Genomic DNA, 23,448 nt, shown 5'->3' with positions numbered 1-23,448 from the left:
TTAGCGGTCAATATCCGGAATCACCAGGTCAAGGCTGCCGAGCAGCGCCAGGGCATCGGGCAGCAGCATTCCCCTACCCGCCTCGCCAAAAACAAGCAGGTTTGAAAAACAGGGGGTGCGCCACTTGAGCCGCCAGGGGGTGCCGCTGCCATCGCTGACGGCGCGGATGCCCAGAAGACCGCGCGCCGTTTCCACAGCGTGGTAATAGTCGCCCTTGGGCGGTTTGATGGTTTTGGGAACCTTGGCCGCCATAACCGGCCCTTTGGGCAGATAATCGAGGGCCTGCTCAAGAATGCGCAGGCTCTGCTCAATCTCGTCCATGCGCACCTTGTAGCGGGCCATGGAATCACCCTCGGAGTACACGGGCACGTCAAAAGTAAAGCGGTCATAAACGCCGTATGGCTCGTGCTTGCGCACGTCATAGGCAATGCCAGCACCGCGTGCCACAGGCCCTGTTGCGCCGTATTTGCGGCACATCTCTGCAGGCACAAAACCCACATCCACAAGGCGCTGCTGGATAATGAGGTTTTTGGAAACGAGGGAATGGTACATGGGCAGGCGCTTGCGCATACGTGCGATAAAGGCCCGCGTGCCTCTTACAAAGGCATCGTCAACATCGTTGTACACGCCGCCAAAACGGAAGTAGCAGTATGTGAGCCGCGACCCGGTAACGGATTCCAGTAGATCAAGGATCTGCTCGCGGTCGTCAAAAGCGTACAAAAGCGGCGAGAACCCGCCAAGGTCAAGCACAAAAGCTCCAAACCAGAGCAGATGGCTTGAAACCCGGTTCAGCTCGTTGGTGATGACGCGGATGAACTCCGCGCGTTCCGGCACTTCAATGGAAGCAGCGCGCTCGACCAGGCAGGCATAGCCGTGGTTGTAGGCCAGGGCATGCAGGTAATCCATGCGGCCCGTATTGGGCATAAACTGCGCCCAGGTGCGGTTTTCGGCCATTTTTTCGTGCATGCGGTGGATGTAGCCAAGCACAGGCTCGGCCTCCACTATATACTCGCCGTCCATGACCATCTTGACGCGCAAAACGCCGTGCGTAGCCGGATGCTGCGGGCCAAGGTTCAGAACAAACCGCTCGTCTGTGGGACTTTGGGCAAGATAGTTCATGCGCTGTAGTCCTTGAGCAAGGGGTGGTATTCCGCGTCTTCGGGCAACAAAAGGGGGATGAGATAGGGATGCCCGATAAAGACGATGCCAAAGAACTCGTGAACCTCGCGCTCGTGCCAGTGGGCTATGGGATAAATCTCGGCGATGGTGTGGATCTGCGGGTTGGAGCGCGGCGTGCGCACCCGCAGGCATACCCGGTGGCGGGTGGCATAGAGGTTGAAGTCGTACACCACTTCAAGTTCGTCTTCCTGCGGTATGGGATTCTGCGCAGGGGTTTCAGGTGGGGCGGCCTCGCTGGCATCCGGCGCGTCCTCTGCATTGGCAGCGGCGGCTTCGGCTGCCTTTTTGGCCTTGGCTTCGGCCTCCTTGCGCAGGGCTTCGCATTCGCCAAACCAGTCTACCCCGGTCATACCTTCAAGAAAGTACCCTGCTCCGTCCATGATGCCCACTGCGGCAAGCAGGGAGCTTTCCGGCAGTGCCACATCAAGATCATAGCCTACAGAGGCATGATCTGCGGCGCGGACTCTGGCTCCGGGCAGGGCCGCCAACTGTGCGCCAAGGATTTCTGCATTCATGACGTATGCCCTCCTGCTTCCTTGCCCGCCTTGTCATCCCCGGAGGTTCCCCCAGAAGTTCCCACGGGGGCACCCCCATCGCCCGCAGCATTCTCGGCAGGTGCCGGGGGCGCTTGCGCCTCCGCCTGCATCTTGGCCGCCTGCGCCGCCGCAGGGCCGGGAAGCCCGGGGGGCGTCACCACAGGCCAGCGCCGGGTGCCTGTGAGCTTTTCTTCCAGCTTCAGTATGCCTTCGATCAGGGCTTCCGGCCTTGGCGGGCAACCGGGAATGAACACATCAACAGGAAAAAGCTTGCCCACGCCTTCCACTACGCCGTACTGCCCTTCGTACACAAAAGGCCCGCCGGAAATGGCGCAATTGCCCATGGCAATGACCCACTTTGGCTCGGGCATCTGGTCGTAGAGAATCTGCACAGCCGGGGCCATCTTCTTATTGATGGTGCCGGAAACGATCATCACATCGCTCTGCCGGGGCGACGGCCTGAACACCTCGGCCCCAAAGCGCGCCAGATCAAAGCGGGACGCGCCGGTGGCCATCATTTCAATGGCGCAGCAGGCAAGGCCGAATGTCATGGGCCAGAGCGAATTGGCCCGGCACATGTCCAGCAGCGAATCCAGCCGCGAAAAGTGGACTACCGATCCGAATATATTTTCCGTTGCCACTGGAACACTCCCTTTTTCCACGCGTACAGAATGACAAGGGACAAAATGCCCACGAACAGAAAAACTTCCGCGAACGTCAGGAAATCACTGATGGGAGAAGCCTTGTTGTAGATAACCGCAACAGGGAAGAGAAAGAGAATATCAACCGCAAAGGCGAGGAACAGCAGCGAGTACATGTAATATACCGCGCCGAATTTAATCCACGCATCGCCGATGGGGTCAATGCCGCACTCAACAATCTGGCGGGTTTTGCCCACAGTGTTGCGCGTAAGGCGAGGGGCAAGAAAAAAAACTATTACAAATGGCCCAAGAGCAAAGCTCATACCGCCAAGGCAGAATGCCATTATGTAGACAATGTCAACAAGTTCGCTGCTAGACATAAATTTTTCCTTGTAATAGGAATAAAATTTACGAAAAGATATACTTGATCAATCCACAAACAATTAAAACAACAGTTGTTTGTGAATTTATAAATTAAGTTAAATACTACTCCCCCAGAAACTTTGTGTCAATAATTGTTAAAAAAAATACATGCTTCTGTTCAAAAATGTACAATTAAAGGAATTTTTTGTTCAATCATATTAGCATATTAATCATTTATCCGAAATTGCGTGCGATCACAAAAAGTGAAAAAAACAATTTTCTTTTCAGTCCTGGTGATAATCAGATCAAAAGCAGCGCTTAAACAGCCTGAAGTTATTTACTATTTTAGTTTTGTGCTATTTTTTTAAAAAAAAGTATTACTAAATTTCATAAGAATGACCGTTTGGTACACAGGGTTGAATGACGACCAGGGCATTGCGGCAGCTCCAAATGTGCTTTGCGGGGAGGGGGGCACGCGGTGGCTTGCGACTGTGGGCAACTGAGAAACCGAGGCTCCCGTGCAGATAAAAAATATCCTCAGCTCTAGCGAGGGCTACATACAAAAAAGGCGCATTAGAGTAACTCCAATGCGCCTAATTCTTTTATCTTCCAGGCAAAACCTTCAGAAAAACTTACCTCAAAATCGAAAGTCCCTCTGGCCTTTTTCAATGGCGGCAAGGTATTCCACAGCCTTGTTGCGCACTTTGTCGCTGGGAATTTTTTTCAGTTCCTGCTCTATCATGGCAAGGCCCATCTGCCGTGTTTGCGGCGAGGCGTAGTCCTGCAAGTATTCCTTGAGAGTCAGCAGCGCGTTGGGGTGACAGCAGTTCAAAATCTGCTGGCTCTTGCACAGGGCCATAAAGCGGTCGCCGGTGCGGCCCTCGCGGTAACAGGCCGTGCAAAAACTCGGCACATGCCCCTGCTCCATGAGCCAGCGCACCACCTCGTCCAGCGTGCGGCGGTCGCTCACATCAAACTGCGCGGAATTGTCTTCTTCCGGCTCCGGCTCATAGTACCCGCCAACGCTGGTGCGTGAACCTCCGCTGATCTGCGAAATGCCCAGCGGCAGCACCTTTTCACGCACAGCCTTGCTCTCGCGCGTGGAAACAATCATGCCCGTGTACGGCACGGACACGCGGATACAGGCGCAGATGCGGGCAAAAGTATCGTCGCTGATGCCGTTGTCGAACACATCGGGGTTGATGTCGTCAGCGCGGCGAATGCGCGGAACGCTGATGGTGTGCGGGCCAACGCCGTGCACGGCTTCAAGGTGCTCTGCGTGCATGAGCAGGGCCGCAAACTCGTAGCGATAGCCCTCAAGGCCAAAAAGGACCCCCAGGCCCACATCGTCAATGCCGCCCTGCATGGCACGGTCCATGGCCTCGGTATGCCAGGCGTAGTCGTGCTTGGGCCCTGCGGGGTGCAGCTTTTCGTAACTCTGCTTGTGGTAGGTTTCCTGAAACAGAATATAGGTGCCGATGCCTGCATCCTTGAGCATTGCGTATTCTTCCACCGTGGTTGCCGCGATGTTCACGTTCACCCGGCGGATGGCCCCGTTCTTATGCTTGATGCTGTAAATAGTCTTGATGCACTCAAGTATGTACTCAATGGGGTTCATGGTGGGGTGTTCACCCGCCTCAAGCGCAAGGCGTTTGTGCCCCATATCCTGCAATGCAACCACCTCGCGGGCCACTTCTTCCTGAGTAAGTTTTTTGCGGGCGATATTTTTGTTCTGCGAGTGATATGGGCAGTACACGCAGCTGTTGATGCAGTGGTTTGAGAGATACAGCGGCGCAAACATGACAATGCGGTTGCCGTAAAAGTCGTGTTTGATCTGGTTGGCAAGCCTGTACACCTGCTCCACTTTCTCCGGCAGCTCGCAGGCAAGCAAAACCGAGGCCTCGCGATGGGTCAGGCCTTTTTTTTGCGCGGCCTTGGCAATGATGGCGTCAATAAGTTCTGCATCGCGCGCGTGCTCGGTTGCATAACTCAAGGTATCGAGCACTTCACTGTGGTCAATAAATTCATCTGCGCGCAACGACTGGGGATTGTACATAAAAAAACCTCCGGCAAGACCCATATTCTCAGGCGGTGCGGGCGGGTGACCAGCCATATTGGCATAGAGAACTCGACAGGCAGACTGTGAAAAAACATCCCGTGGGAATTGCTTTTTCGCAAAAAGAGAAAATACAGGCTGCAAACTTGACGTTTTTGCTGGCGGCAGGCTCCGCCACTGGATATCTCACCGAAATCAAAAAATTATTTATAGGGCTGTGCACTACGTATGCGAACAGCCCGTGTGCGCTGTGTGCGCTGTCGCGGGCTGCCAGATGACCTGAATAAATGGCCAGGGACAGCCCAGCATTCAAACTGGCCGACACGGGGGGCAATACCGTGTCGGCCGTGGGTCTGGCCCGAGGGGTCTTGGGGTCCCTCAGGTGGAAAAGGCCGTGGCTTTATTCGTACGGATAGGCGGTACCCTCAAACTCCTTGTGGCGAGGGTTGGGGTATTCGCCTGAAGCCGTAAGAGCCTTGAGGCCTTTTGATTTATCAAACCACTTGGTGTGGAGGTTTTCTTCTGATTTATGGCTCAGGGGTTTGCCGAGCCATGAATCGTAAAGCGCCTTTACCTGCGTATTGTCCTGACTGGCGCGCTTGGGAAAGGCCGAATCGGCACTGTACACAGCGGCAGAGCGATCGCTCATGTAATCCTTGAAATCCTTGGCGGCGGCGTAGGCCTTGTTGGCCATGCGAACCCCAAGCAGCAACCCGCCGGAGAGAATACACGCGCCTTTCAGAAATCCGCGTCTGGTGGTGGCAATGATAGACATGGGCGGCCTCCTCTAGGCTTTGGGCTGGGTGTTGGCAAGACGCTGCTTCAATCCGGCAAACAGGCTTGTGGCCTTGCGTTCCGCGCTTTGCAGCACATTGGGCATGATGGGTTGCCCCCCGCCGCACACGCACCCGCCGGGACAGGCCATAAATTCAATGAAATGATACGGCGATTTGCCCGCCCGCACTTCATCGCACACCTGGGCAAAGCGCTTGGCCCCATGCACAACCGCCAGATGCAGTTCAATGCCGTTGACGGTTACCGTATATTCTTTCAGGCCTTTGAGGCCCCGCACCTGCTTGAAATCCCACGATTCCGGCCGCTTGCCGGTTACGGCCTGATAGGCGTAGCGCAAGGCTGCTTCCATAACACCGCCGGACACGCCGAAGATGGTCGCGCCGCCGGTGGATTCGCCCATGAGGCTATCACGCTGACCGTCGGGCAGCTTGGTAAAGTCAATGCCCGCCTGACGGATCATGTAGGCCAGTTCGCGCGTGGTCAGGGTGGCGTCGATGTCGCGCAGGTCATTCTGTGCATATTCCTGGCGCAAGCCTTCGTATTTTTTGGCTACGCAGGGCATGATGGAAACAGTATACAGGCTCTTGGGGTCGTACTTGGCCTTTTCTGCACCATAGGTTTTGGCAAGGCGGCCATTCATGGCCACAGGCGATTTACAGGATGAAAAATGCGGCAACAGGTCGGGATAGAAGGTTTCCGCATACTTTTGCCAGCCGGGACAGCAGGAGGTGAATTGCGGCAGATCGCGCTTTGCGCCGAGGCGCTCCACAAATTCCGAGGCTTCTTCCCAGATGGTCACGTCAGCAGCAAATTCCGTATCCCAGCAATTGGAGAAACCAAGCTGCTTGAGGGCTGCCAGCATTTTGCCTGTTGTAACGCTGCCGGGGGCCAGGCCAAAGGCTTCGCCCAGCGCGTAACGCACAGAAGGCGCTGGCATGGCAATACATTTGACGCTTTTATCCTGCAATTTCTTTTGCAGCTCCGGCACCCAGGTCTGCACCTCATAGATGGCCATTTCGGGGCAGTGGGTCAGGCACTGGGCGCAGTTGATACATGGTTCGGGGTGGGCAATCTTGTGAGTGAGGCCGGTTTCGCCATAAATGGCGCCGCTGGGGCAGTATTCCTGACAGGAATCGCAGCCGATGCATTTTTCGGGATCAATCTGCACAAAAAACATCTTGTCGCCGTCCGCGCCCTGGGGGGGCACATTGAGCTCGTACGCGATGTGTTCCATTTCAATGCGCGGCATTACAGCCTCCTGGCGGGTAACAGGTTGATTTGTTCACAGCGGCGCGTTTGCGTCCGCCCGGTAATTCTGCAAGTAAATTAAGCCCTAGGCCGATGCGTGAGGCGCGCCAGAAGCTGCACAGGGCACAAGGCCTGAAACAACATCCTGTGCCGCTGGCTCCTGCCAACAGGCAAGGGTGTGGCTGCGCCCCGCCCCTTCAATGGCCTTGCGCGCGCCAAGCATGTCCACACGGTTCTTGTTGTCGTAAATGCAGTACTGACTGCCGTAAGCTGACGGCGTAAACGAGGGCATGAGCACATTGCCGCCCGCCAGCAGGCCGTTGCGTTGCCCGCCTTGCGCGTCCACCGTTGCCAGTGCCGTAGTGGCGGGAATGTTGGCCCAGGGCATGACAATGCGCATGACGGCCATCACACGCAGTGCGAGCTGCGCGCTGCCCGCAGGATACGCGCCAAGCGGCGTGTCGTGCTGCGGAATGAACGGCCCGGCCCCGCACATGGAAACCCCAAGCCTGCGGGCCAGAATAATGTCGTCCGCCAGCGTGTTCAGGCTCTGACCGGGCAGGCCCACCATAAAACCGGAGCCGATTTCGTAGCCAAGCCGCTGCAAAACACGCAGGCTGGCAATGCGCTCTGCCAGCACATGCCCAGGGTGCAGGGCCTCGTAGAGCAATGGATCGGCGGTTTCGTGCTTGAGCAGAAAACGCACTGCGCCAGCTTCTTTCCACAGGGCATATGCCGCGCGCGGATGCTCGCCAACGCTCAGGGTCACGGGCACGTTGAGCCCGCCGCGCAGGCAGTCAATCACGTCGGCCAACCACATGGGGTCAATGGCGTATTCACCCGATTGCAGCACAATGGTGTCTGCACCCAAGGCAACGGCCCGCGTGGCGGCTGCCATGATCTCCGCCTTGGCAAGCGTGTACCGCCGCAGATTGCCGTTCTCGCAGCGCAAACCGCAGTAGCGGCAGTTGCGCCTGCATGAATTTGAAAATTCTATGAGGCCGCGAACATGCACGTGTGCGCCTTTTTCTTCTTCCAGCACACGGGCGGCACGTTCGCACACCGCCTCAACGGGCTGTGCAAACAGGAGATCAAGTATTTCTTCGCGACGCATGCTTTACCATCCAATCCTGTGCCATGAACCGCCACTGCCAGCCAAACCAGCACGTGTGCAGCCCGATATGTCCAATGCCCTGAAAATATGTGTTACAAAATTTAAAAAAGTAACACCAGACAAGCAAAAAATACCCGAAAAAGATTCCACACAGCTGTGTTCGCCCACGCAAGCGTTGCCGCTATAGTTATGACAGCACGGCATGTGCGCACAGTGTTTTGAGCAGATTGCTCTCTAGTAACACTTTTGTCAATTACGTAACAACATTTTATTTAACAAAAAGGAACCATCTTGCTCAACGCACAATTTAACATCTGTTAATTAAGACAGTTAGCTTGTTTTGCCCGCAACCGGATTTCAGGCGCACTACCCGCTCAGGCCTGTGAAACGGCGTCAAAAGCCGTCAGGGCAGCGGGAAAAGGCTCAAGAACCCTGCGCAACACGCCCTGCACATGCGAGATAGCCAGCCCGTAGTTGGTCATGGGAATCCCCTGCTCTTGGGCACGCCCCAGGCGCGCAAGCATGCTCTGCCGATTGAAGGTGCAGGCTCCGCAGTGGATTATGAGCTTGTAGGGGCTAAGATCGTCGGGGAAATCCCGCCCCGCCAGATTATCCACGCGGATGTCGCCCCCGGCGTATTGCCTGAGCCAGCGCGGTATCTTGACCCGTCCGATGTCGTCCGCCGAAGGATGATGCCCGCAGGCCTCGGACACCAGCACGGCATCGCCGGGCTGCAACTGGTCTATGGCAGCCGCCCCCCTGGCAAAAGCCGCCAGATCGCCCTTGAACCGGGCCATGAGGATGGAAAACGTGGTCAGTGGGATATCTGGCGGCGTGTCCGCCACAGTCTTGAGCACAATCTGCGAATCGCAGACCACGAGAGCGGGTTTATTGTTCAGCCGGGCCAGCGCAGGGGCCAGTTCCCGCTCTTTCACCACCATGCAGGAGGCGTCGCTGTCGAGAATATCGCGTATGGCCTGCACCTGCGGCAGTATGAGCCGCCCCTTGGGCGCGCCAAGGTCGATGGGAACCACCAGCACTGCCAGCTCGCCCGCTGGCAGCAGGTCGCCCAGCAGGCGCGGCTCTGCAAACCAGTGTTCCGGCGCAAGGGCCGCCAGAGCTTCACGCACCTGCCCCATGCCCTTGCCTGTCATGGCGGATACGCTCATCCAGCGGATACCGTCCTTATCCAGCCCGCCAAGCTGCCCGGCAGAAGGGGCCGCCAGATCGCACTTGCCAAAAACCACACCAAAAGGAATTTTGCGCTCACGCAACTGGCCTACAAAAAAATCTTCATACTCGCCCCACTGCCCCGGCTCTACGGCCAGCAGGGCAACATCCGTGCGCTCAAGGGCCTTAAGCGTGCGCTCCTTGCGCAGCTCGCCCAGCGCGCCCACATCGTCAATGCCCGCAGTATCAATAAATACCACAGGCCCGAGGGGCGCCAGTTCCAGCGTTTTTTCCACAGGATCGGTGGTTGTGCCGGGCGTGTCGGAAACAATGGAAACCTGCTGCCCCGCCAGTGCGTTGAGCAGGGAAGACTTGCCAACATTGCGCCGACCATAGATGCCTATGTGCAGGCGCAGACTTTTGGGTGTTTCATTCATGCCAGAAGCTCCGGTTGCGTAAATTACCCATCTGATGCCCTACCTGTGTCCAAGCGCGGTTGCGGCCTCTGCGCTGAGCAGGCTGTCCACATCTTCCGCCTTCATCAGGCCCATCTCCAGCACCACGGCGCGCACGCTCTGCCCTGTTTTGTGCGCCTGGGCGGCAATTTCGCCCGCAAGCGCATAGCCAAGCACCGGCACAAGCGCAGTAACCGTGGCAAATGACCTGGCAAGATGACGGGCGCAGGCGGCTTCGTCAGCCTCAAGGCCCAGCACGCAATTTTCGGCCAGCATGGTATTGGCCTGCGCCAGCAGATGCATGCTGCCAAGCAGGCAATCCGCCAGCAGCGGCATGAATGCGTTGAGCTCCAGTTGCCCCAGAAATGCGGCCTGAGTCACGGCGCTGTCATCGGCCATGACCCGCAGAGCGGCCTGTGATGCGGCCTCGCATATTACGGGGTTGACCTTGCCCGGCATGATGCTTGACCCAGCCTGCATTGCAGGCAGTTTAAGCTCGCCGATTCCCGCCGACGGGCCGGATGAAAGCAAGCGCAAATCAGCGCAAATTTTGAATAAATTTACTGCATGAGCTTTAAGAATGCCGGAAACTTCAACCAGTGGATCAACATTCTGCGTGGCGTCCATCAGATTTTCTGCCCGCGAAAGGCCCAGCCCCGTGACCTCGCGCAGCTTTTCGACCACCAGAAAAATGTATTTGCGGGGGGCGGTTATGCCCGTACCCACCGCCGTGCCGCCAAGGTTGACCACGCGCAGCCGCTCTGCGCACTTGAACACGCGCCAGCGGTCGCGCGAGAGGCATTCCGCCCAGGCGGAACACTCCATGCCAAGGGTCACGGGCACGGCATCCTGCAACTGGGTGCGGCCCACCTTGAGAATATGGCGAAAGGCCAGTTCTTTTTCCTGAAAGGCAGATTGCAGGGCGGCAATGGCCTGTTCCAGATCCTTGAGCAGAAACAGGGCGGCAACCCTCACCGCAGTTGGGTACACATCGTTGGTGGACTGGTGAAGGTTCACATGACGCAGGGGGGCTATGCGGGCGTAAGAGCCAAGGCTGCCCCCAAGCAGTTCTTCGGCCCGGTTGGCGAGTACCTCGTTCATATTCATGTTGGTGGACGTTCCCGCGCCGCCTTGCAGGGCATCCACCACAAAGGCATGAGCCAGACCGCCATCGGCAACCTCGCGGCAGGCATGGGCAATGGCCTGCGCCTCGGCCTGGGGCAGATAGCCAAGCTCCTCGTTGGCGCGACAGCAGGCCAGCTTGACGAGAGCCATCGCCCGCACAAGCTCCGGCCTGACGGCACGGCCCGAAAGTGGGAAATTTGCCAGCGCACGGGCCGTATGCACGCCCCAGTATGCCGACAGGGGAACATCCACTGCGCCCAGTGCGTCCGATTCCTGCCTGTACGGCTGCGTAGTTAGCTGCGCAACACCCGCCTGCGCGCCGGAACTGCTCATCAGTCACCCCTCCCTGCAACGGTCATTTCCTCCGCCACAGCTTCAAACCAAGCCCCACCCGCTGGCTGCTACTTTATCGCCCGCAGGGCAAACATGGGCACAGGATTGTATGTTTCATCGCGGTGGGCGTAGATGCGCGCGCTCAGGCCGTGGTCGCACCAGCAGTCTGAAAAACCAGAGCTGCGCAGGGTCTGCACGTCCCATACCGGGCGGGATTCTGAACTGAGCGGCAACTGGCGGCGAATGTTTTCGCATTCAAGCATCATGTCGTCATTTACGCCCGCATGGGCGTGAACGCCCGGCTGATGCGCCAAATCCAGAAAAGAAACCGAGCCGTAGTCAGCGTCAAAATTCAGGAGCACCCCGCCGGGCCGCAGCACCCGGTTCCACTCCCGGTATGCGGCAGCGGCATCCTGAAGTGTCCAGGTGAGGTTGCGCGAAATCACCGCGTCAAAACTTGCGGATTCAAACTCAAGGCAACAGGCGTCCATGCGCTGAAAGGCCACATCGCACCCGGCTTTCCGGGCAAGGGCCGCGCCTTCATCCAGCATGGCCTGGGTCATGTCCACGCCGCAGACGCAATGTCCCTGCTCTGCCAGCAGTATGGCGAAAAATCCGGCCCCTGTACCCACATCAAGGATGCGCAATGGCCTAGCCTCTGGCAGATGGGGCATGATTTCCGCCAGCCACAGGGATTTTTTCTCACAGGCAAGCTCATGACGCCGTATTTCGCCATAGCTTTCGGCCCGGCGCGACCAGTAGTTTTCTATGCGGCCCGTGAGCGTCGGGCCGGGGACGGGCAGGGCATCCGGGATGGCGCAGGCTGTATCTGCGGCGTAGCGGTTCATAACTGCTCCTTTACTGTTAACGTCTTGATGCGGCTTATCCATTCCAAGCCGAACGAAACAGGATTGCCGAACTCACCAATTTTTGCGCGTAGGGGTGCGAAACGCCAGCCAGCCCTGTGCCTGCGGCCTGTTCCACAATGCGGCCCTGATGCATAAAAAGAATATCATCGCACAGATAGGTCACGGCCTGAAGGTCGTGCGCAATAAAAAAATAGGTCATGTTGCCCTTGAGCTCGCGCATCAGGTCAAGAATGCGGGTCTGCACCGAAACATCCAGCGAGCTGATGGCCTCGTCAAAGACCACAAAGCGGGGATCCGTGGCGATGGCGCGGGCAATGCACACCCGCTGCAACTGACCGCCGCTGACCTCATGGGGCAAGCGGTCTGCAAGGTTTGCGGCAAGGCCCACGCGCTCCATCAGCGCAAGCACTGCCCTGTCCGACCCTGTGCCTCTGCCGCAGGCCAGCAAAGGCTCGCGGATGATGCTGCGGATGGTGTAGGCCGGATTGACCGAAGTTGTGTAATCCTGAAAAACCACGCTCATACGGCCAGGATTGCACCGCAGCCACTGGCCCACACTCTGCCCTTCTAGCAATACCGTGCCGCTGCTTGGGCGCTCCAGCCCGAGAACAATGCGGCTCAGCGTGCTTTTGCCGCTGCCGCTCTCGCCCACCAGCCCCACTGTCGCGCCCACGGGGATGTGAAAACTCACGTCATGCAGCACAGGCTTTGGTTCTGGATTCCACAATCCGCCCTTGCCATAGCTTTTGCAGATATTTCTTACCTCAAGCATGGGCGCACTCCAGCATGGCTTCAAAGCCCCGCGTCAGCGCAAGCCTCCTGCGGATGAGATACTGCGTATATTCGTGCTGTGGCGCGTTGAACACTGTTTCCGCAGGGCCGTATTCCACGCAGCGGCCATCCTTCATCACAAGCACGGCATCTGCCAGACGCTGCACCACGCCCAGATCGTGCGAAACAAAGATCATGGCGGTATTGCACTGTGCCCGCAGTTCCAGAAACCGTTGCACGACCTCAAACTGCGTTTCCGCATCCAGTGCTGTGGTGGGTTCGTCGGCAACAATGATCTGCGGCTCAAGGGCCAATGCTAGGGCGATCATGCAGCGTTGCAGCATGCCGCCCGAAAGCTCGTGCGGGTAGCTGCGCAAAATTTCCTGCGGTGCGTCAAGGCGCACGCGTCCGAACATGGTTACGGCCAGATCATCGGCCTGCCCGGCGGTGTACGCCCCATGCGCAGTCAGGGTTTCTCTAAACTGCGCCCCCATGGTGTACAGGGGGTCAAAGGCCGTCATGGGCTGTTGCAAGACCATGGCAATCTTGCTGCCCCGGAGCTGGCGCATCTGCTCCGCCGGGGCATGCACAAGATCAATACCATTAAAAACAGCTGTGCCCTCTCCCGCAAGCGTGGGCGGCAACAGGCCCATGATGCTGCGACAGGTCAGGGTTTTGCCGCTGCCGCTTTCGCCCACAATGCCAAGGCAGGCCCCGGCGGCAAGCGTAAAGCTCACGCCGTGCACAAGCTCCTGCCCGTTTGCGCGCTGCACCACGCGCAGATCGCGCACATCAAGGACATCGGGCACATGGGGTGCTGCGCCGCAGAACGGTTCCTGCTTTTGGCAATCTGTATTGAACGCGCTCACAGGCTCACTCCCTGCAGGGTAGTGTGGGCTGGGTCAATGGCATCGCGCAGGCTGTCGCCCAAAAAGTTGAAGGCCGCCACAACCAGCAGGATTGTCAGCCCTGCGGGCAGCATCTGCTGCGGATACATGGACATGATGTCCTTGGCGTCGCTGAGCATGGCGCCCCACTCCGCCGTGGGCGGCTGTACGCCAAGGCCCAGAAAGGACAAAGCCGAAACCGACAGGATCACCGACCCGGTATCGAGTGTTGCCAGCACAATGATTTCGCCCAGCGCGCCGGGCAGCAGATGCCTGCGGAAGATGTGCCACATGCCGCAGCCCGCCACACGGGCAAAGCGCACATAATTGACGTCCGTATACTGCATGACCACAGAGCGAACCATGCGCGAATACCAGGGCCACTTGGCAATCACGCTGGCAATGACCACATTGCCAAGCCCCGGCCCAAGCATGCCCACTATGGCTAGAATGAGTACCTCGCTGGGGAAGGACATCATCACATCGCAAAAGCGCATGATGGTTTCGTCAACCTTGCCGCGACAGAAACCCGCCACAATGCCCAATCCGCTACCGATAACAAGGGTTATGCCCATTGTGAGCAACGAAAAGCCCAGGGTGGCGCGCCCGCCCCAGATAAGCCGGGACAATACGTCCCTGCCGAGCTGATCTGTGCCAAGGGGATGCACCAGAGACCATGCCGCAAATTTGTTTTTTATATCAATGGCCGTGGGGTCCCACGGAGCCGTCAGGGGCGCGCACAGGGCAAGCACCGCTACGGCAAGCAGAAAGCACAGGCAGATCATGCCCACAGGGTCGTTGCGCAGCCGCCGCCATACCCTCATGCCTGCCCCCTGGCGCGCAGGCGCGGATCAATGACTGCGCACAAGATGTCCACCAGCAGGTTGCAGCCCACAAACATCACGGCCATCAGCAGCACATAGGCCTGAATAACGGGGAAATCGCGGTTAAAAATGGCGGTGACGCACAGCCAGCCGAGGCCGGGCCAGGCGAAAATGGTTTCTACCACAAAAGTTCCGGCCATGAGCTTTGGCAGCGACATACCGAGCCCGGTCAGGGTGGATTGCAGGGAATTGCGAAATATATGACGCCAGATCATGCCCCGCGTGAGGCCCCTTGCCCGCGCATAGAGCACGGAAGGCTTCTGCTTGTTCAGCACCATGCTATTACGCAGAAGCCGCGCATAGGTGGAAATATAGGACAAGGAGAGTGTCGCTGCGGGCAGAATGACCGAGCTTGCGCCCTGCATGCCGCTGGTGGGCAACCAGTTGAGCTTGACGGAAAAGAGCCACATGAGCAGCAGCCCGGCCCAGAAACCGGGCGTGGCCGTGCCAAGAAAAATGAAACTCCGCAACAGGTAATCCACGGTGCGCCCCTCATACATGGCGCACAAAAAAGCCATGCCCACGCTGCACACCGCCATGAACAAGGTTGCCGTCAGCGCCAGCCACAAGGTGGGGGGCAGCGCCCGGGCCAGCTCCTGCGCAACGGGCTTGTTGTCCACATAGCGCCTGCCCAGATCGCCCTGCGCTACAGCGCACATCCAGTCCGCATAGCGCGTCAGAAAAGGCTTGTTGAGACCAAGCTGCTCACGCGTGAGCGCCAGCACTTCATCCGTGGGCACTATCTCATTGACGCGGACTGCCACCTCGGCCGGGTCGCTTGGGCTGAGCTGGATGATGACGAATGAAACAAAGGAAATCCCCAGCAAAAGCGGGATTGTCAGCAAAAGGCGGCGTAGAATGTATGCTTTCATATATGTGGAGCATGGGGCACGGCCTCGCGCTGTGCAAAGCCGCGCCCCCGAACTGTGCCTGCTTTCTAGCGGGCGGGGGTGTTCTCGAAATACATTTTTTCAAAGGGTACTTCGTACTGCGACACGCCGAATCCAACGCCCTGCAATGCTTTGGAATGCACTGCCTTGGTGCGCGAGTATGAAATGGGAATATACACGCCCTCGTCATGCACGTAGGTCAGAATTTCCTTGTACATGGCTTTGCGAGTGGCTTCATTTGGCTCGATCATGAGCTGGCTGATGGTTTTATCCAGCCATTCCTTGCGTTCCATGCCCACCTGCGCCTGATAATCGCCGTGCGCGGGGATGCGCCAGGACGAAAGATAGGACTGCGGGTCATAAGGGGTTCCCCACGAAAGCGAGTATTGCAATTCAAAATCGCCAGTGCGCTGACGGTCAAGAAATGCCTGCTTTTCCTCGCCGATGATCTTCATTTCTATACCGACCTTTTTCAGATCGCTCTGCACGTATTCGGCAAGGGTGCGCTCCTGCGCGTTCTGCGAATTATAATACAGGCGCACTATGGCCTTTTGCCCGTCTTTGGCGCGCAAGCCATCGGGGCCGAGCTTCCAGCCAGCAGCCTCAAGCATGGCTGCGGCTTTTGCCGGGTCATAGCCGCGCGCGGGCAGGCCAAGGTCGCAATAGGGCACAGTGGACGAAATAAGCGTGTCGGCCACACTTTCCGTGCCGTTCAGAACGCCGTCCACGATGGCCTGCTTGTTGACCGCATATTGCAGGGCCATGCGCACAGCGCGGTCTTTGGTCACGGGCTGGTGCGCGTTGAGCAGGATAGCGCGCGAGGCAATGGGCTTGCTGATTAGGGTGGCGTACTTGCCTTCTTTTTGCAGCGCGTTAAAGGCGTCCATGTTCAGCATGTCGCCGTCTGCGCCAAAAACAAGGTCAATTTCACCCTTTTGCAGGGCAAGCATGATGGTCTGGTGGTCAGGCATGACGCGCCAGCGCACGGCCTGCAGCTTGGGCTGAGCGCCCCAGTAATTCTTGTTGGCCGTAAACAGCGCGTACTGCTTGTCCTTATGTTCGGTCAGCACCCAGGGGCCAGTGCCCACATAGCCGGAAACGCCGTCCTTGGTCTGACCGTTGATAAAGCAGTTGGGTGAAATCATGCGGAAAGGCCGCACAAGCCCCAGCTCCACCAGGGTGGGATAGTACGGGTGCTTGAGCACAAGCCTGTATGTGTGCGTGTCCACAACTTCGTTGCGCTCGATTTCGTTCACCATATCAAGCCATGCGTGGCGCAGCTTGTTGGCAACAATGGCGTCCATGTTCAGCTTGACGGCGGCGGCGTCAAAGGGCGCACCATCAGTAAAAGTCACGCCCTTGCGCAAATGGAATGTGTACACGCGGCCATCGGGCGAAATTTCCCAGCTTTCGGCAAGGCAGGGCTTCACACCCTCGGGGGTATTCACCACCAGCGGCTCAAAAACCATATTCTGGGCGGCCATTTCCCCGGAGTAAAGATGGGGATTGATGATGCGTATGTCCTTGGTGCTGGCGTAGACCATTTCGGTACGCTGCGCCTGGGCAGTGGATTTTTCATCATTCTGGCAGGCGGATATGTTCAGGCAGCAGATCAGGGCCGCCAGTACAAAACCGATTTTTCGCATATCGCGCTCCATGCGGCGAGGCAGATTTAGGGGTTGACAGTAGTAGCACTTTTTCTGCAAAGATAACATCGCCGTTGCAAGCAAATTCAGTAGCACGAACTGACAAAACGTGTCCATATGAAATCTTACGTCACTATCGAGGGAACGATGCGGAAAAAAGTTTTATCGCTTCTGGCTGCCGCAGCCTTGCTGCCGGGCCTTGCCGCCACTGCGCAGGCTGTGGACTTCAAGACCAAGGGCGTCTGGGTCATGAATTTTGAATATGGCGGCGGCGGCAATTTTATGGAACGGGGGCGCTCTATCAATGGCGTGCAGGCCAACCGCACCACAGGTTGGGGCCGTTATAATGAAGACCAGTTCGAGGCCAAGTCGCGTGTGCGCCTTCAGCTTGACGCCGTGGCATCAGAAGCGCTTTCCGGCACCGTATACTTTGAAATTGGCCGCCAGTACTGGGGGCAGTCCGGCAACAAGTCCGGCGCGGCTCTGGGGGCCGACGGCAACAACGTCATCAAGATCAAGCACAGTTACCTTGACTGGACCATGCCGCAAACCGATGTAAAGGTTCGCATGGGCATTCAGCGTATCTTTCTGCCGGACTACGTGACAGAAGCCTCGCAGTCCTTTGACGCCGACACCGCAGGCATAACGGTTTCCGTGCCCGTTAACGAACACCTCTCGATCACAGGATTCTGGGCGCGCGCCTACAATGACAACTGGGCCGGCAATGACAATTCTCCACAGAGCTATCTGGACAACTTTGATCTTTTTGGCCTTACCGCTCCCCTGCGTTTTGAAGGCGTCAACATCACGCCCTGGGGCCTTGTGGGCGCATTTGGCAGCAACACCTTTCGCAAGGGCAATGATTTTTACGGCAAGAACAACGATGGCGCGGGCGCGCTGGGCGTAGCCCCCGCCACCTATGCCCTCAGTAACGGAAAGGTCGGGCGGCAGATCGCCAATGCCTATTCCACCATTTTCTGGGCGGGCCTGACAGGCGAAGCCGTGGCCTGGAATCCCTTCCGGCTGGCGTGGAGCTTTAACTACGGGCAGTCGGACACAGGCGTTGAAACCCTGAACCGCAAGGGCTGGTACGGCTCCCTGTTGGCAGAATACAGCATGGATTGGGGTGTGCCCGGTATCTACGGCTGGTATACAAGCGGCGACGACGGCAACGTGAAAAACGGCTCCGAGCGCATGCCCACCATTGAAGCCAACAACGAAAGCACCAACGGGCTGGACAGCTTTGGTACGCTTGGCACACTCACCCTTGGGCGCGATACCCTGCTTGGCTCCACCTTTGTGGGAACCTGGGGCGTGGGCGCGCGGGTCAAGGACGTGAGCTTTCTGGACAAGCTCAAGCACACCTTCCACGCTAACCTGCTTGGCGGCACCAACAGCCCCACCATGGCCAAGTACATCAAGGGACAGAAGGATGTGGACGGGCAAACCCTGTTCCGCCCCGATGTAACCCCCGGCAGCATGGGCGACTTTAACACGGCCAACTACTACGGCCTGTACCTGACCTCGCGCGACTACGCTGCGGAATTTGGCGTCACCTCCACCTACCAGATGTACGACAACTTCAAAATTCTGGTGGAAGCCAACTACATTGCCCTGTGGCTTGACCAGTCCAAGGATGTCTGGGGCGGCTACAGCACCACAAGCGGCGCTCGTATGGGCGGCGTCACCACCCAGGACGCCTGGAACGTCAACATGAGCTTTATCTACAAATTCTAAAGGCTCCGCGCCAAGCATATACCACTGAGTCCGGCAGGGAGGCTGATCCAGCAGCTTCCCTGCCGGGTACAATCCCCCCTCTTTTGCCAGCATACCACGCGGGCATTCTTGCAGATATTCATGGTATCACAAGCTTGACTGTACCTTAGTCAAGCTATAGTTTGTGTTACAATTTTTTAAAAAATAACATAAATTAACAAGATGGGCGGCATCCTTGCGCCCTTTTGCTGTATACGTGCGCCCACTCTGTAACACTTTTTTGTATTACATAGCACACTAAAAGATTGTGCAGCAATCCCCTGCGAAAAGCCCACGCGCACCCCGCGCGACAGGTATAAGAAGGAGGAAGACGTGTAATGAACAAGGTTTCAGCAATTGTGGCGGCTGCCGTGCTTGCAGGCCACTGTCTTTGCGTTCAGCCGGGCTGGGCGGCAGAGACTCCACCCGAAACAGGAGGCCAGGAGGCCCCTGCCCCAAAGGCAGACCTCACGCAGGGCAGCCTGACAGCCTACGACCTGCCCGCCGTAACCACCTTCGGCGTGGCCGATCAGGCGCCCACGGTTCCTGTGCAGACGCGGTTCGGCACACAGTACAACGTGGTGACTGAAGAGCAGATCCGCCTCCAGAACTCCCTTGATTTTTATGACGCCCTGCGCAACGTGCCGGGCGTCATGTATCAGAAAAAGAACATCATCGGCGGGCAAACCAGCGCGAGCCTCTATGTGCGCGGGCGTGGCGCAAGCCATCCCAGCCCTGACATCAATATCTTTTTTGATGACGTGCCGCGTAGTGGCGTGTTGTACGGGCAGGCCCTGGCTGACGGCATCCCGGTATACGCCCTCGGGGGGATGGAAATTTATAAGTATCCCCAGCCTTCGCGCTTTGGCACCGGTTATGCCATGCTGAACTTTATTCCCAAATACATGACCAAGGAAGGTTATGAACTGCGCATCGGCGCAGAGGGCGGCAGCTTTGGCACCGTGGCCGAAAATGTGGGCATGGGCGCAAAAAAAGACAATGTAGATATTTACGCCGCGCAAAGCCTTGTCAGCACGCTGGGGCACAAGGATCACACCGCCGCCTACCAGGCGAGTTACTATGGCAACATGGGCATAGGCCTGTCTGACAACTGGTCATTGCGTATGATGGCCAACCGTGTGGATGCCCAGACTCAGGTTCCCAACAATCCCATTACCAATACCCGCACCACAGACCGCTATGATACACAGACAAGCCTTGCCACGCTGAGCCTCATCAATAAGTACAATAATGCCAATGGGTACCTCAAAGGCTATTACAACGACACCCTGTTTTACCTGCGCGGCGAAAATTCCAACAAAACCACATCAGTGCAAACCAACAATCTGTACGGATTGCGAGGCCGCGAAACCTATTCCATTTGGGAAGGCAGCGAGATCGTCAACGGCTTTGACCTTGATATCAGCGACCTGCGCAACGACCAGCGGACGTATGCCACAGATTCCACAACATCGTGGGAATTTCCGCAGCACAGGATGTTTTCGCCCTACGCCGCCGTCAGCCAGATGTTTGGCAGCAAGGAGAGCTTTCATGTTACGCCTTCCGCTGGTCTGCGCCTGTACACAAGCAACCTTTTTGAAGACAAGACCGCCCCGCAGGCTGGCCTTGTGCTTGGCTACAACAACACCAATCTTGGCCTCAACTACGCGCGGGGCGTCAACTATCCAAGCCCTGTCATCCTGCAAAATCTGCTGACCAACAAAACATCGCTGCCTTCCGGCCTGAATACCAAGGATATTCGCCCCGAAGTGGTGGACCACTATGAAATGTCGCTCAGCCACACCCAACCGGGGCTGTTCACGGCAAGCGCCACGGTTTTTCACGATGACGGCCGCGACAGGCTACGCGCCTATATGTACGGGAACGCCAACCCCACCAGCGACTTTTTCACCTCTTCCGCTTCTGAATACAAAATTGACGGACTTGAACTTGCTGGCAGCGTCACGCCCACAGACAACCTTGAGCTCTTTGTGGGCGCAACATGGCTGAAAACATGGGCCAAGGGCGATGACGGCGAAACTACAAACAAAATGCCTTATACGCCTGCCTTTACCTTGCAAACCGGCTTCAAGTGGAAGTTCTTTGACCACTTCCAGCTCAGCGGCGATTACCAGTATCTCAAGGATGTTTACGCAGGCACATGGGGGCGTACTGCAAATCCAAGATCACCGTCCAGCAACGTGACCACGCTGAATGAAATAAATCGGCTGCCCGACATCAACGTGTTCAACGCAAGGCTGGACTACACCTTCAGCTACGACGACATGCACATTGAAGAAGGCAAGGTCTTTGTGGCGGTAAACAACATTTTTAACACGCCCTACGCTTACAGCATGGAGATTTCCGGCAACAACCGGGGGCTTTACAACATGCCCGGCACAAACGTCATGGTTGGTTTTGACCTCAAGTTCTAACCAGTAAAGCGCCGCCTTGCGTTCAGGGCGGCGCTTTTTCAGGAGGCAGCATGAGCAACAACCCTGCACAACAGGCTGAAAGAACGGAATTTTTCAACGCGCACGCCACCGGGTGGGAGGCCCGCAACTATCCGCCGGAAAAACTCAGGCAGGTTGACCAGCTGGTTCAGGGACTGCCCCTGGTGCATGCCCGGGTTATTCTGGATGTGGGCTGCGGCGAAGGGGTACTACAGCCTTTTTTGCAAAAATATGCCGAGGCTGATGCGTCATTCCTGGCACTCGACCCTTCCGCAGCAATGCTCAAATGTCTTTCCGCGCGCTTTTCCCATGTGCGTACATATCAGGCTGCAGCAGAATGCATGCCCCTGCCGGATGCCAGCGTGGACATGGTTATCTGTTTTTCGGCCTTTCCGCATGTGGCAGACAAAAAAGCCGCCGCTCGCGAATTTTATCGTGTTCTGCGCCCTGCTGGCCGGGCCTATGTGCTGCACATAGATGGCCGTGAAAAACTCAATCAGCTTCATGACAGCCACCACGCCGTTGAAGGCGATCATCTGCCCTGCCCCACGGGCATGCGCATCATCTTTTCCGAGGCTGGTTTTACGAACATTGAGGCCAACGAAGGGCCAGACCACTTCCACTTTTGCGCTATAAAATAGCTGGGATACGCCATGAAAAAATTTTCCGCCCTTCTGTGGCTTGCCCTGATCCTCATTCCCCTTTCCGCAACGGCGGCAGAACCGCTGCGCGTTGTGGCCGGAACTTCGCTTATTTCAGATATTGTTGCCGACCTCACTGATGGCAAAAGCGAAACGCTCACCCTGATTCAAGGTTCAAGTTGTCCCGGTCATGAGAATGCCAGCACCGGGGATTATGTTTTTGCCGCCAAGGCTAACCTGCTGCTCGTTCACCCGTTTCAGCGCCATCTGCAGCAGGTCGATGCCATGCTCCAGGCTGTGGGCAACCCTTTGCTTGCTATTGTTGAAGTAAGTCCGCGTGGCAGCTGGCTCATACCCGATATACAAAAGCAGGCCGTGCAGGAAATTGCAGCGGCGCTCGAAGGCGCGGCCCCAGAGCTTGCGCCGGTTGTCAGGCGGAGGACGCTGCAAAGGTTGCAAAAAATTGACGCCATTGCCGCAGAATGCCGCTCTGCGCTTGCTGCCACGCAGGGATTGCCTGTTATCGCCGCTTACATGCAGGCAGAATTTGTAAAATGGGCGGGCTTTGACGTGATACACACCTTTGGCAGGGCTGAAGACGTTAACGCACGCGGGTTGGCTGAGATTTTGAGCGCAGTCAAAGGCATCCCTGTGGCGGGTGTGATGGATAATTATCAGAGCGGGCCAGACGCGGGGCTACCGCTGGCGCTGGAGCTTGGGGTGCCACACGTGGTGCTTTCCAATTTTCCCGGCTCCAGCGACGACGCGCCGGACTATTTCAGCCTGTTGCGCCGTAACGTAGCACAATTGCAAACCATAAAGGCAAAGCCGTGAACCCGTGCCTGGCCGAACTGAGCAACGTCAGCGTTCACTACGGCAAGCGATGCATCCTGAACGGTATAAACCTGCGCATCGAAAAGGGTGATTTCTGGACGCTCATCGGCCCCAACGGCGCGGGCAAGTCCACGCTGATGGGGCTTTTTAACGGGCTTACGCCACACAATGGCGGCACGGTGTATTTTAAAGGTAAAAGTATAAGATCAGACATGCTGGGCGAGGTACGCCGTCAGGTGGCGCATGTTTTTCAGGCTACCGACCTTGATCCCAAGATGCCGCTTTCTGTCTTTGCTTCCGTACTCAGCGGCACCTATGGGCGGCTGGGGCTTTTTCGCTGGCCGGGTAAAAAAGAAAAAAAACTTGCCATGCAATCACTTGAAGTCGTTGGCCTTGAGCACCTGGCCCAGCGGCCTATCGGACACCTTTCTGGCGGCGAAAGGCAACGGGTGGCGCTTGCCCGCGCCCTGGCGCAGGAGCCGGAACTGCTGCTGCTTGACGAACCCACAGCAGCGCTGGACTGGCGCGCGCAACGGGACATTTGCAATGCCGTTGCCACGCTGCGTGAAGCATTCAACCTCACCGTCATCATGGTGACGCATGACCTCAACGCAGTGTTTGCACTGGCCCAAAAGGTTGCCATGCTGCGGGCTGGCGGCATGCTCTGGCAGGGCGTGGCGCAGGATGCAGTCAATGCTGACCTCCTGAGCAGGCTGTATGATGTGCCCATTCAGATAGCGCACAGCGGCGAGCGCATGGCGGCCCTGTTTTAACCAGGCGGCCTGCATGACAAATAACTCCGG

General features: G+C 57.3%; 20 protein-coding genes and 1 pseudogene. 5 read left to right on the top strand and 16 right to left on the bottom strand.

The window, feature by feature from the left end; all coding sequences use genetic code 11:
* The 16 genes and pseudogenes from ACUZ79_RS09505 to nikA form a co-directional block, all read right to left on the bottom strand.
* Window positions 1-1,119, bottom strand: a complete 1,119-nt coding sequence (locus tag ACUZ79_RS09505) for an NADH-quinone oxidoreductase subunit D (protein WP_449251423.1) — start codon at window positions 1,117-1,119, stop codon at window positions 1-3.
* Complete coding sequence (locus ACUZ79_RS09500) at window positions 1,116-1,694, bottom strand: NADH-quinone oxidoreductase subunit C (protein WP_449251422.1); 579 nt, start codon at window positions 1,692-1,694, stop codon at window positions 1,116-1,118. Before ACUZ79_RS09500 ends, ACUZ79_RS09505 begins: the two co-directional genes overlap by 4 nt.
* Before the next feature lie 179 nt (window positions 1,695-1,873).
* A pseudogene (locus ACUZ79_RS09495) lies at window positions 1,874-2,341 on the bottom strand (NADH-quinone oxidoreductase subunit B); the annotation flags it as partial.
* Window positions 2,326-2,736: an NADH-quinone oxidoreductase subunit A gene (locus tag ACUZ79_RS09490; RefSeq protein WP_192111829.1), complete on the bottom strand. Its 411-nt coding sequence runs from the start codon at window positions 2,734-2,736 to the stop codon at window positions 2,326-2,328. The pseudogene ACUZ79_RS09495 and the gene ACUZ79_RS09490, both read right to left, overlap by 16 nt.
* A 620-nt stretch (window positions 2,737-3,356) precedes the next feature.
* Window positions 3,357-4,775 carry a [FeFe] hydrogenase H-cluster radical SAM maturase HydG gene (gene hydG / locus ACUZ79_RS09485; protein WP_449251421.1) on the bottom strand — a complete coding sequence of 473 codons (1,419 nt, stop codon included), beginning with the start codon at window positions 4,773-4,775 and terminating at the stop codon, window positions 3,357-3,359.
* A gap of 400 nt (window positions 4,776-5,175) precedes the next feature.
* Window positions 5,176-5,550 (bottom strand): iron hydrogenase small subunit, encoded by a 375-nt coding sequence (locus ACUZ79_RS09480; protein WP_022658755.1) that lies wholly within the window; start codon window positions 5,548-5,550, stop codon window positions 5,176-5,178.
* Window positions 5,551-5,562: 12 nt separating this feature from the next.
* Window positions 5,563-6,819, bottom strand: coding sequence for a [FeFe] hydrogenase, group A (locus ACUZ79_RS09475; protein WP_240824376.1), 1,257 nt, complete (start codon window positions 6,817-6,819; stop codon window positions 5,563-5,565).
* Between the two features lie 84 nt (window positions 6,820-6,903).
* Window positions 6,904-7,932, bottom strand: coding sequence for a [FeFe] hydrogenase H-cluster radical SAM maturase HydE (hydE, locus tag ACUZ79_RS09470; protein ID WP_449251420.1), 1,029 nt, complete (start codon window positions 7,930-7,932; stop codon window positions 6,904-6,906).
* 374 nt (window positions 7,933-8,306) lie between these two features.
* Window positions 8,307-9,539: a [FeFe] hydrogenase H-cluster maturation GTPase HydF gene (gene hydF / locus ACUZ79_RS09465; RefSeq protein WP_449251419.1), complete on the bottom strand. Its 1,233-nt coding sequence runs from the start codon at window positions 9,537-9,539 to the stop codon at window positions 8,307-8,309.
* A 39-nt stretch (window positions 9,540-9,578) separates the two neighbouring features.
* Entirely contained in the window at window positions 9,579-11,015 is a 1,437-nt protein-coding gene (locus tag ACUZ79_RS09460; RefSeq protein ID WP_449251418.1) for an aspartate ammonia-lyase, read from the bottom strand.
* A 68-nt stretch (window positions 11,016-11,083) separates the two neighbouring features.
* On the bottom strand, window positions 11,084-11,863 hold the full coding sequence (locus ACUZ79_RS09455; RefSeq protein ID WP_240824380.1) for a class I SAM-dependent methyltransferase: 780 nt from the start codon (window positions 11,861-11,863) through the stop codon (window positions 11,084-11,086).
* A gap of 34 nt (window positions 11,864-11,897) precedes the next feature.
* The gene (locus ACUZ79_RS09450) at window positions 11,898-12,656 is read right to left on the bottom strand and encodes an ABC transporter ATP-binding protein (RefSeq protein ID WP_449251417.1); all 759 of its coding nucleotides are present in this window, start codon (window positions 12,654-12,656) and stop codon (window positions 11,898-11,900) included.
* Window positions 12,649-13,524, bottom strand: a complete 876-nt coding sequence (locus ACUZ79_RS09445; protein WP_449251416.1) for an ABC transporter ATP-binding protein — start codon at window positions 13,522-13,524, stop codon at window positions 12,649-12,651. The genes ACUZ79_RS09450 and ACUZ79_RS09445 overlap by 8 nt, the downstream gene beginning before the upstream one ends.
* Complete coding sequence (gene opp1C / locus ACUZ79_RS09440; RefSeq protein ID WP_449251415.1) at window positions 13,521-14,366, bottom strand: nickel/cobalt ABC transporter permease; 846 nt, start codon at window positions 14,364-14,366, stop codon at window positions 13,521-13,523. Before opp1C ends, ACUZ79_RS09445 begins: the two co-directional genes overlap by 4 nt.
* Entirely contained in the window at window positions 14,363-15,298 is a 936-nt protein-coding gene (gene opp1B, locus ACUZ79_RS09435; RefSeq protein ID WP_449251414.1) for a nickel/cobalt ABC transporter permease, read from the bottom strand. The genes opp1C and opp1B overlap by 4 nt, the downstream gene beginning before the upstream one ends.
* Before the next feature lie 65 nt (window positions 15,299-15,363).
* Window positions 15,364-16,962, bottom strand: a complete 1,599-nt coding sequence (gene nikA / locus ACUZ79_RS09430; RefSeq protein WP_449251413.1) for a nickel ABC transporter substrate-binding protein — start codon at window positions 16,960-16,962, stop codon at window positions 15,364-15,366.
* A 147-nt stretch (window positions 16,963-17,109) separates the two neighbouring features.
* Here nikA and ACUZ79_RS09425 point away from each other — a divergent pair, with 147 nt between their 5' ends.
* The 5 genes from ACUZ79_RS09425 (at window position 17,110) to ACUZ79_RS09405 (ending at window position 23,418) form a co-directional block, all read left to right on the top strand.
* Window positions 17,110-18,699 carry an outer membrane homotrimeric porin gene (locus tag ACUZ79_RS09425; RefSeq protein WP_449251412.1) on the top strand — a complete coding sequence of 530 codons (1,590 nt, stop codon included), beginning with the start codon at window positions 17,110-17,112 and terminating at the stop codon, window positions 18,697-18,699.
* 356 nt (window positions 18,700-19,055) lie between these two features.
* Window positions 19,056-21,152 (top strand): TonB-dependent receptor, encoded by a 2,097-nt coding sequence (locus ACUZ79_RS09420; RefSeq protein WP_449251411.1) that lies wholly within the window; start codon window positions 19,056-19,058, stop codon window positions 21,150-21,152.
* A 50-nt stretch (window positions 21,153-21,202) separates the two neighbouring features.
* The gene (locus ACUZ79_RS09415) at window positions 21,203-21,811 is read left to right on the top strand and encodes a class I SAM-dependent methyltransferase (RefSeq protein WP_449251410.1); all 609 of its coding nucleotides are present in this window, start codon (window positions 21,203-21,205) and stop codon (window positions 21,809-21,811) included.
* A gap of 12 nt (window positions 21,812-21,823) precedes the next feature.
* The gene (locus ACUZ79_RS09410; RefSeq protein ID WP_449251409.1) at window positions 21,824-22,645 is read left to right on the top strand and encodes a metal ABC transporter solute-binding protein, Zn/Mn family; all 822 of its coding nucleotides are present in this window, start codon (window positions 21,824-21,826) and stop codon (window positions 22,643-22,645) included.
* Entirely contained in the window at window positions 22,642-23,418 is a 777-nt protein-coding gene (locus ACUZ79_RS09405; protein WP_449251408.1) for an ABC transporter ATP-binding protein, read from the top strand. The genes ACUZ79_RS09410 and ACUZ79_RS09405 overlap by 4 nt, the downstream gene beginning before the upstream one ends.
* The last annotated feature ends 30 nt before the right edge of the window (window positions 23,419-23,448 follow it).

This window comes from Desulfovibrio faecalis (assembly GCF_053570625.1).
The sequence above is the reverse complement of the archived record's forward strand: the minus strand, read 5'-3'. Positions and strand labels throughout refer to the sequence as shown.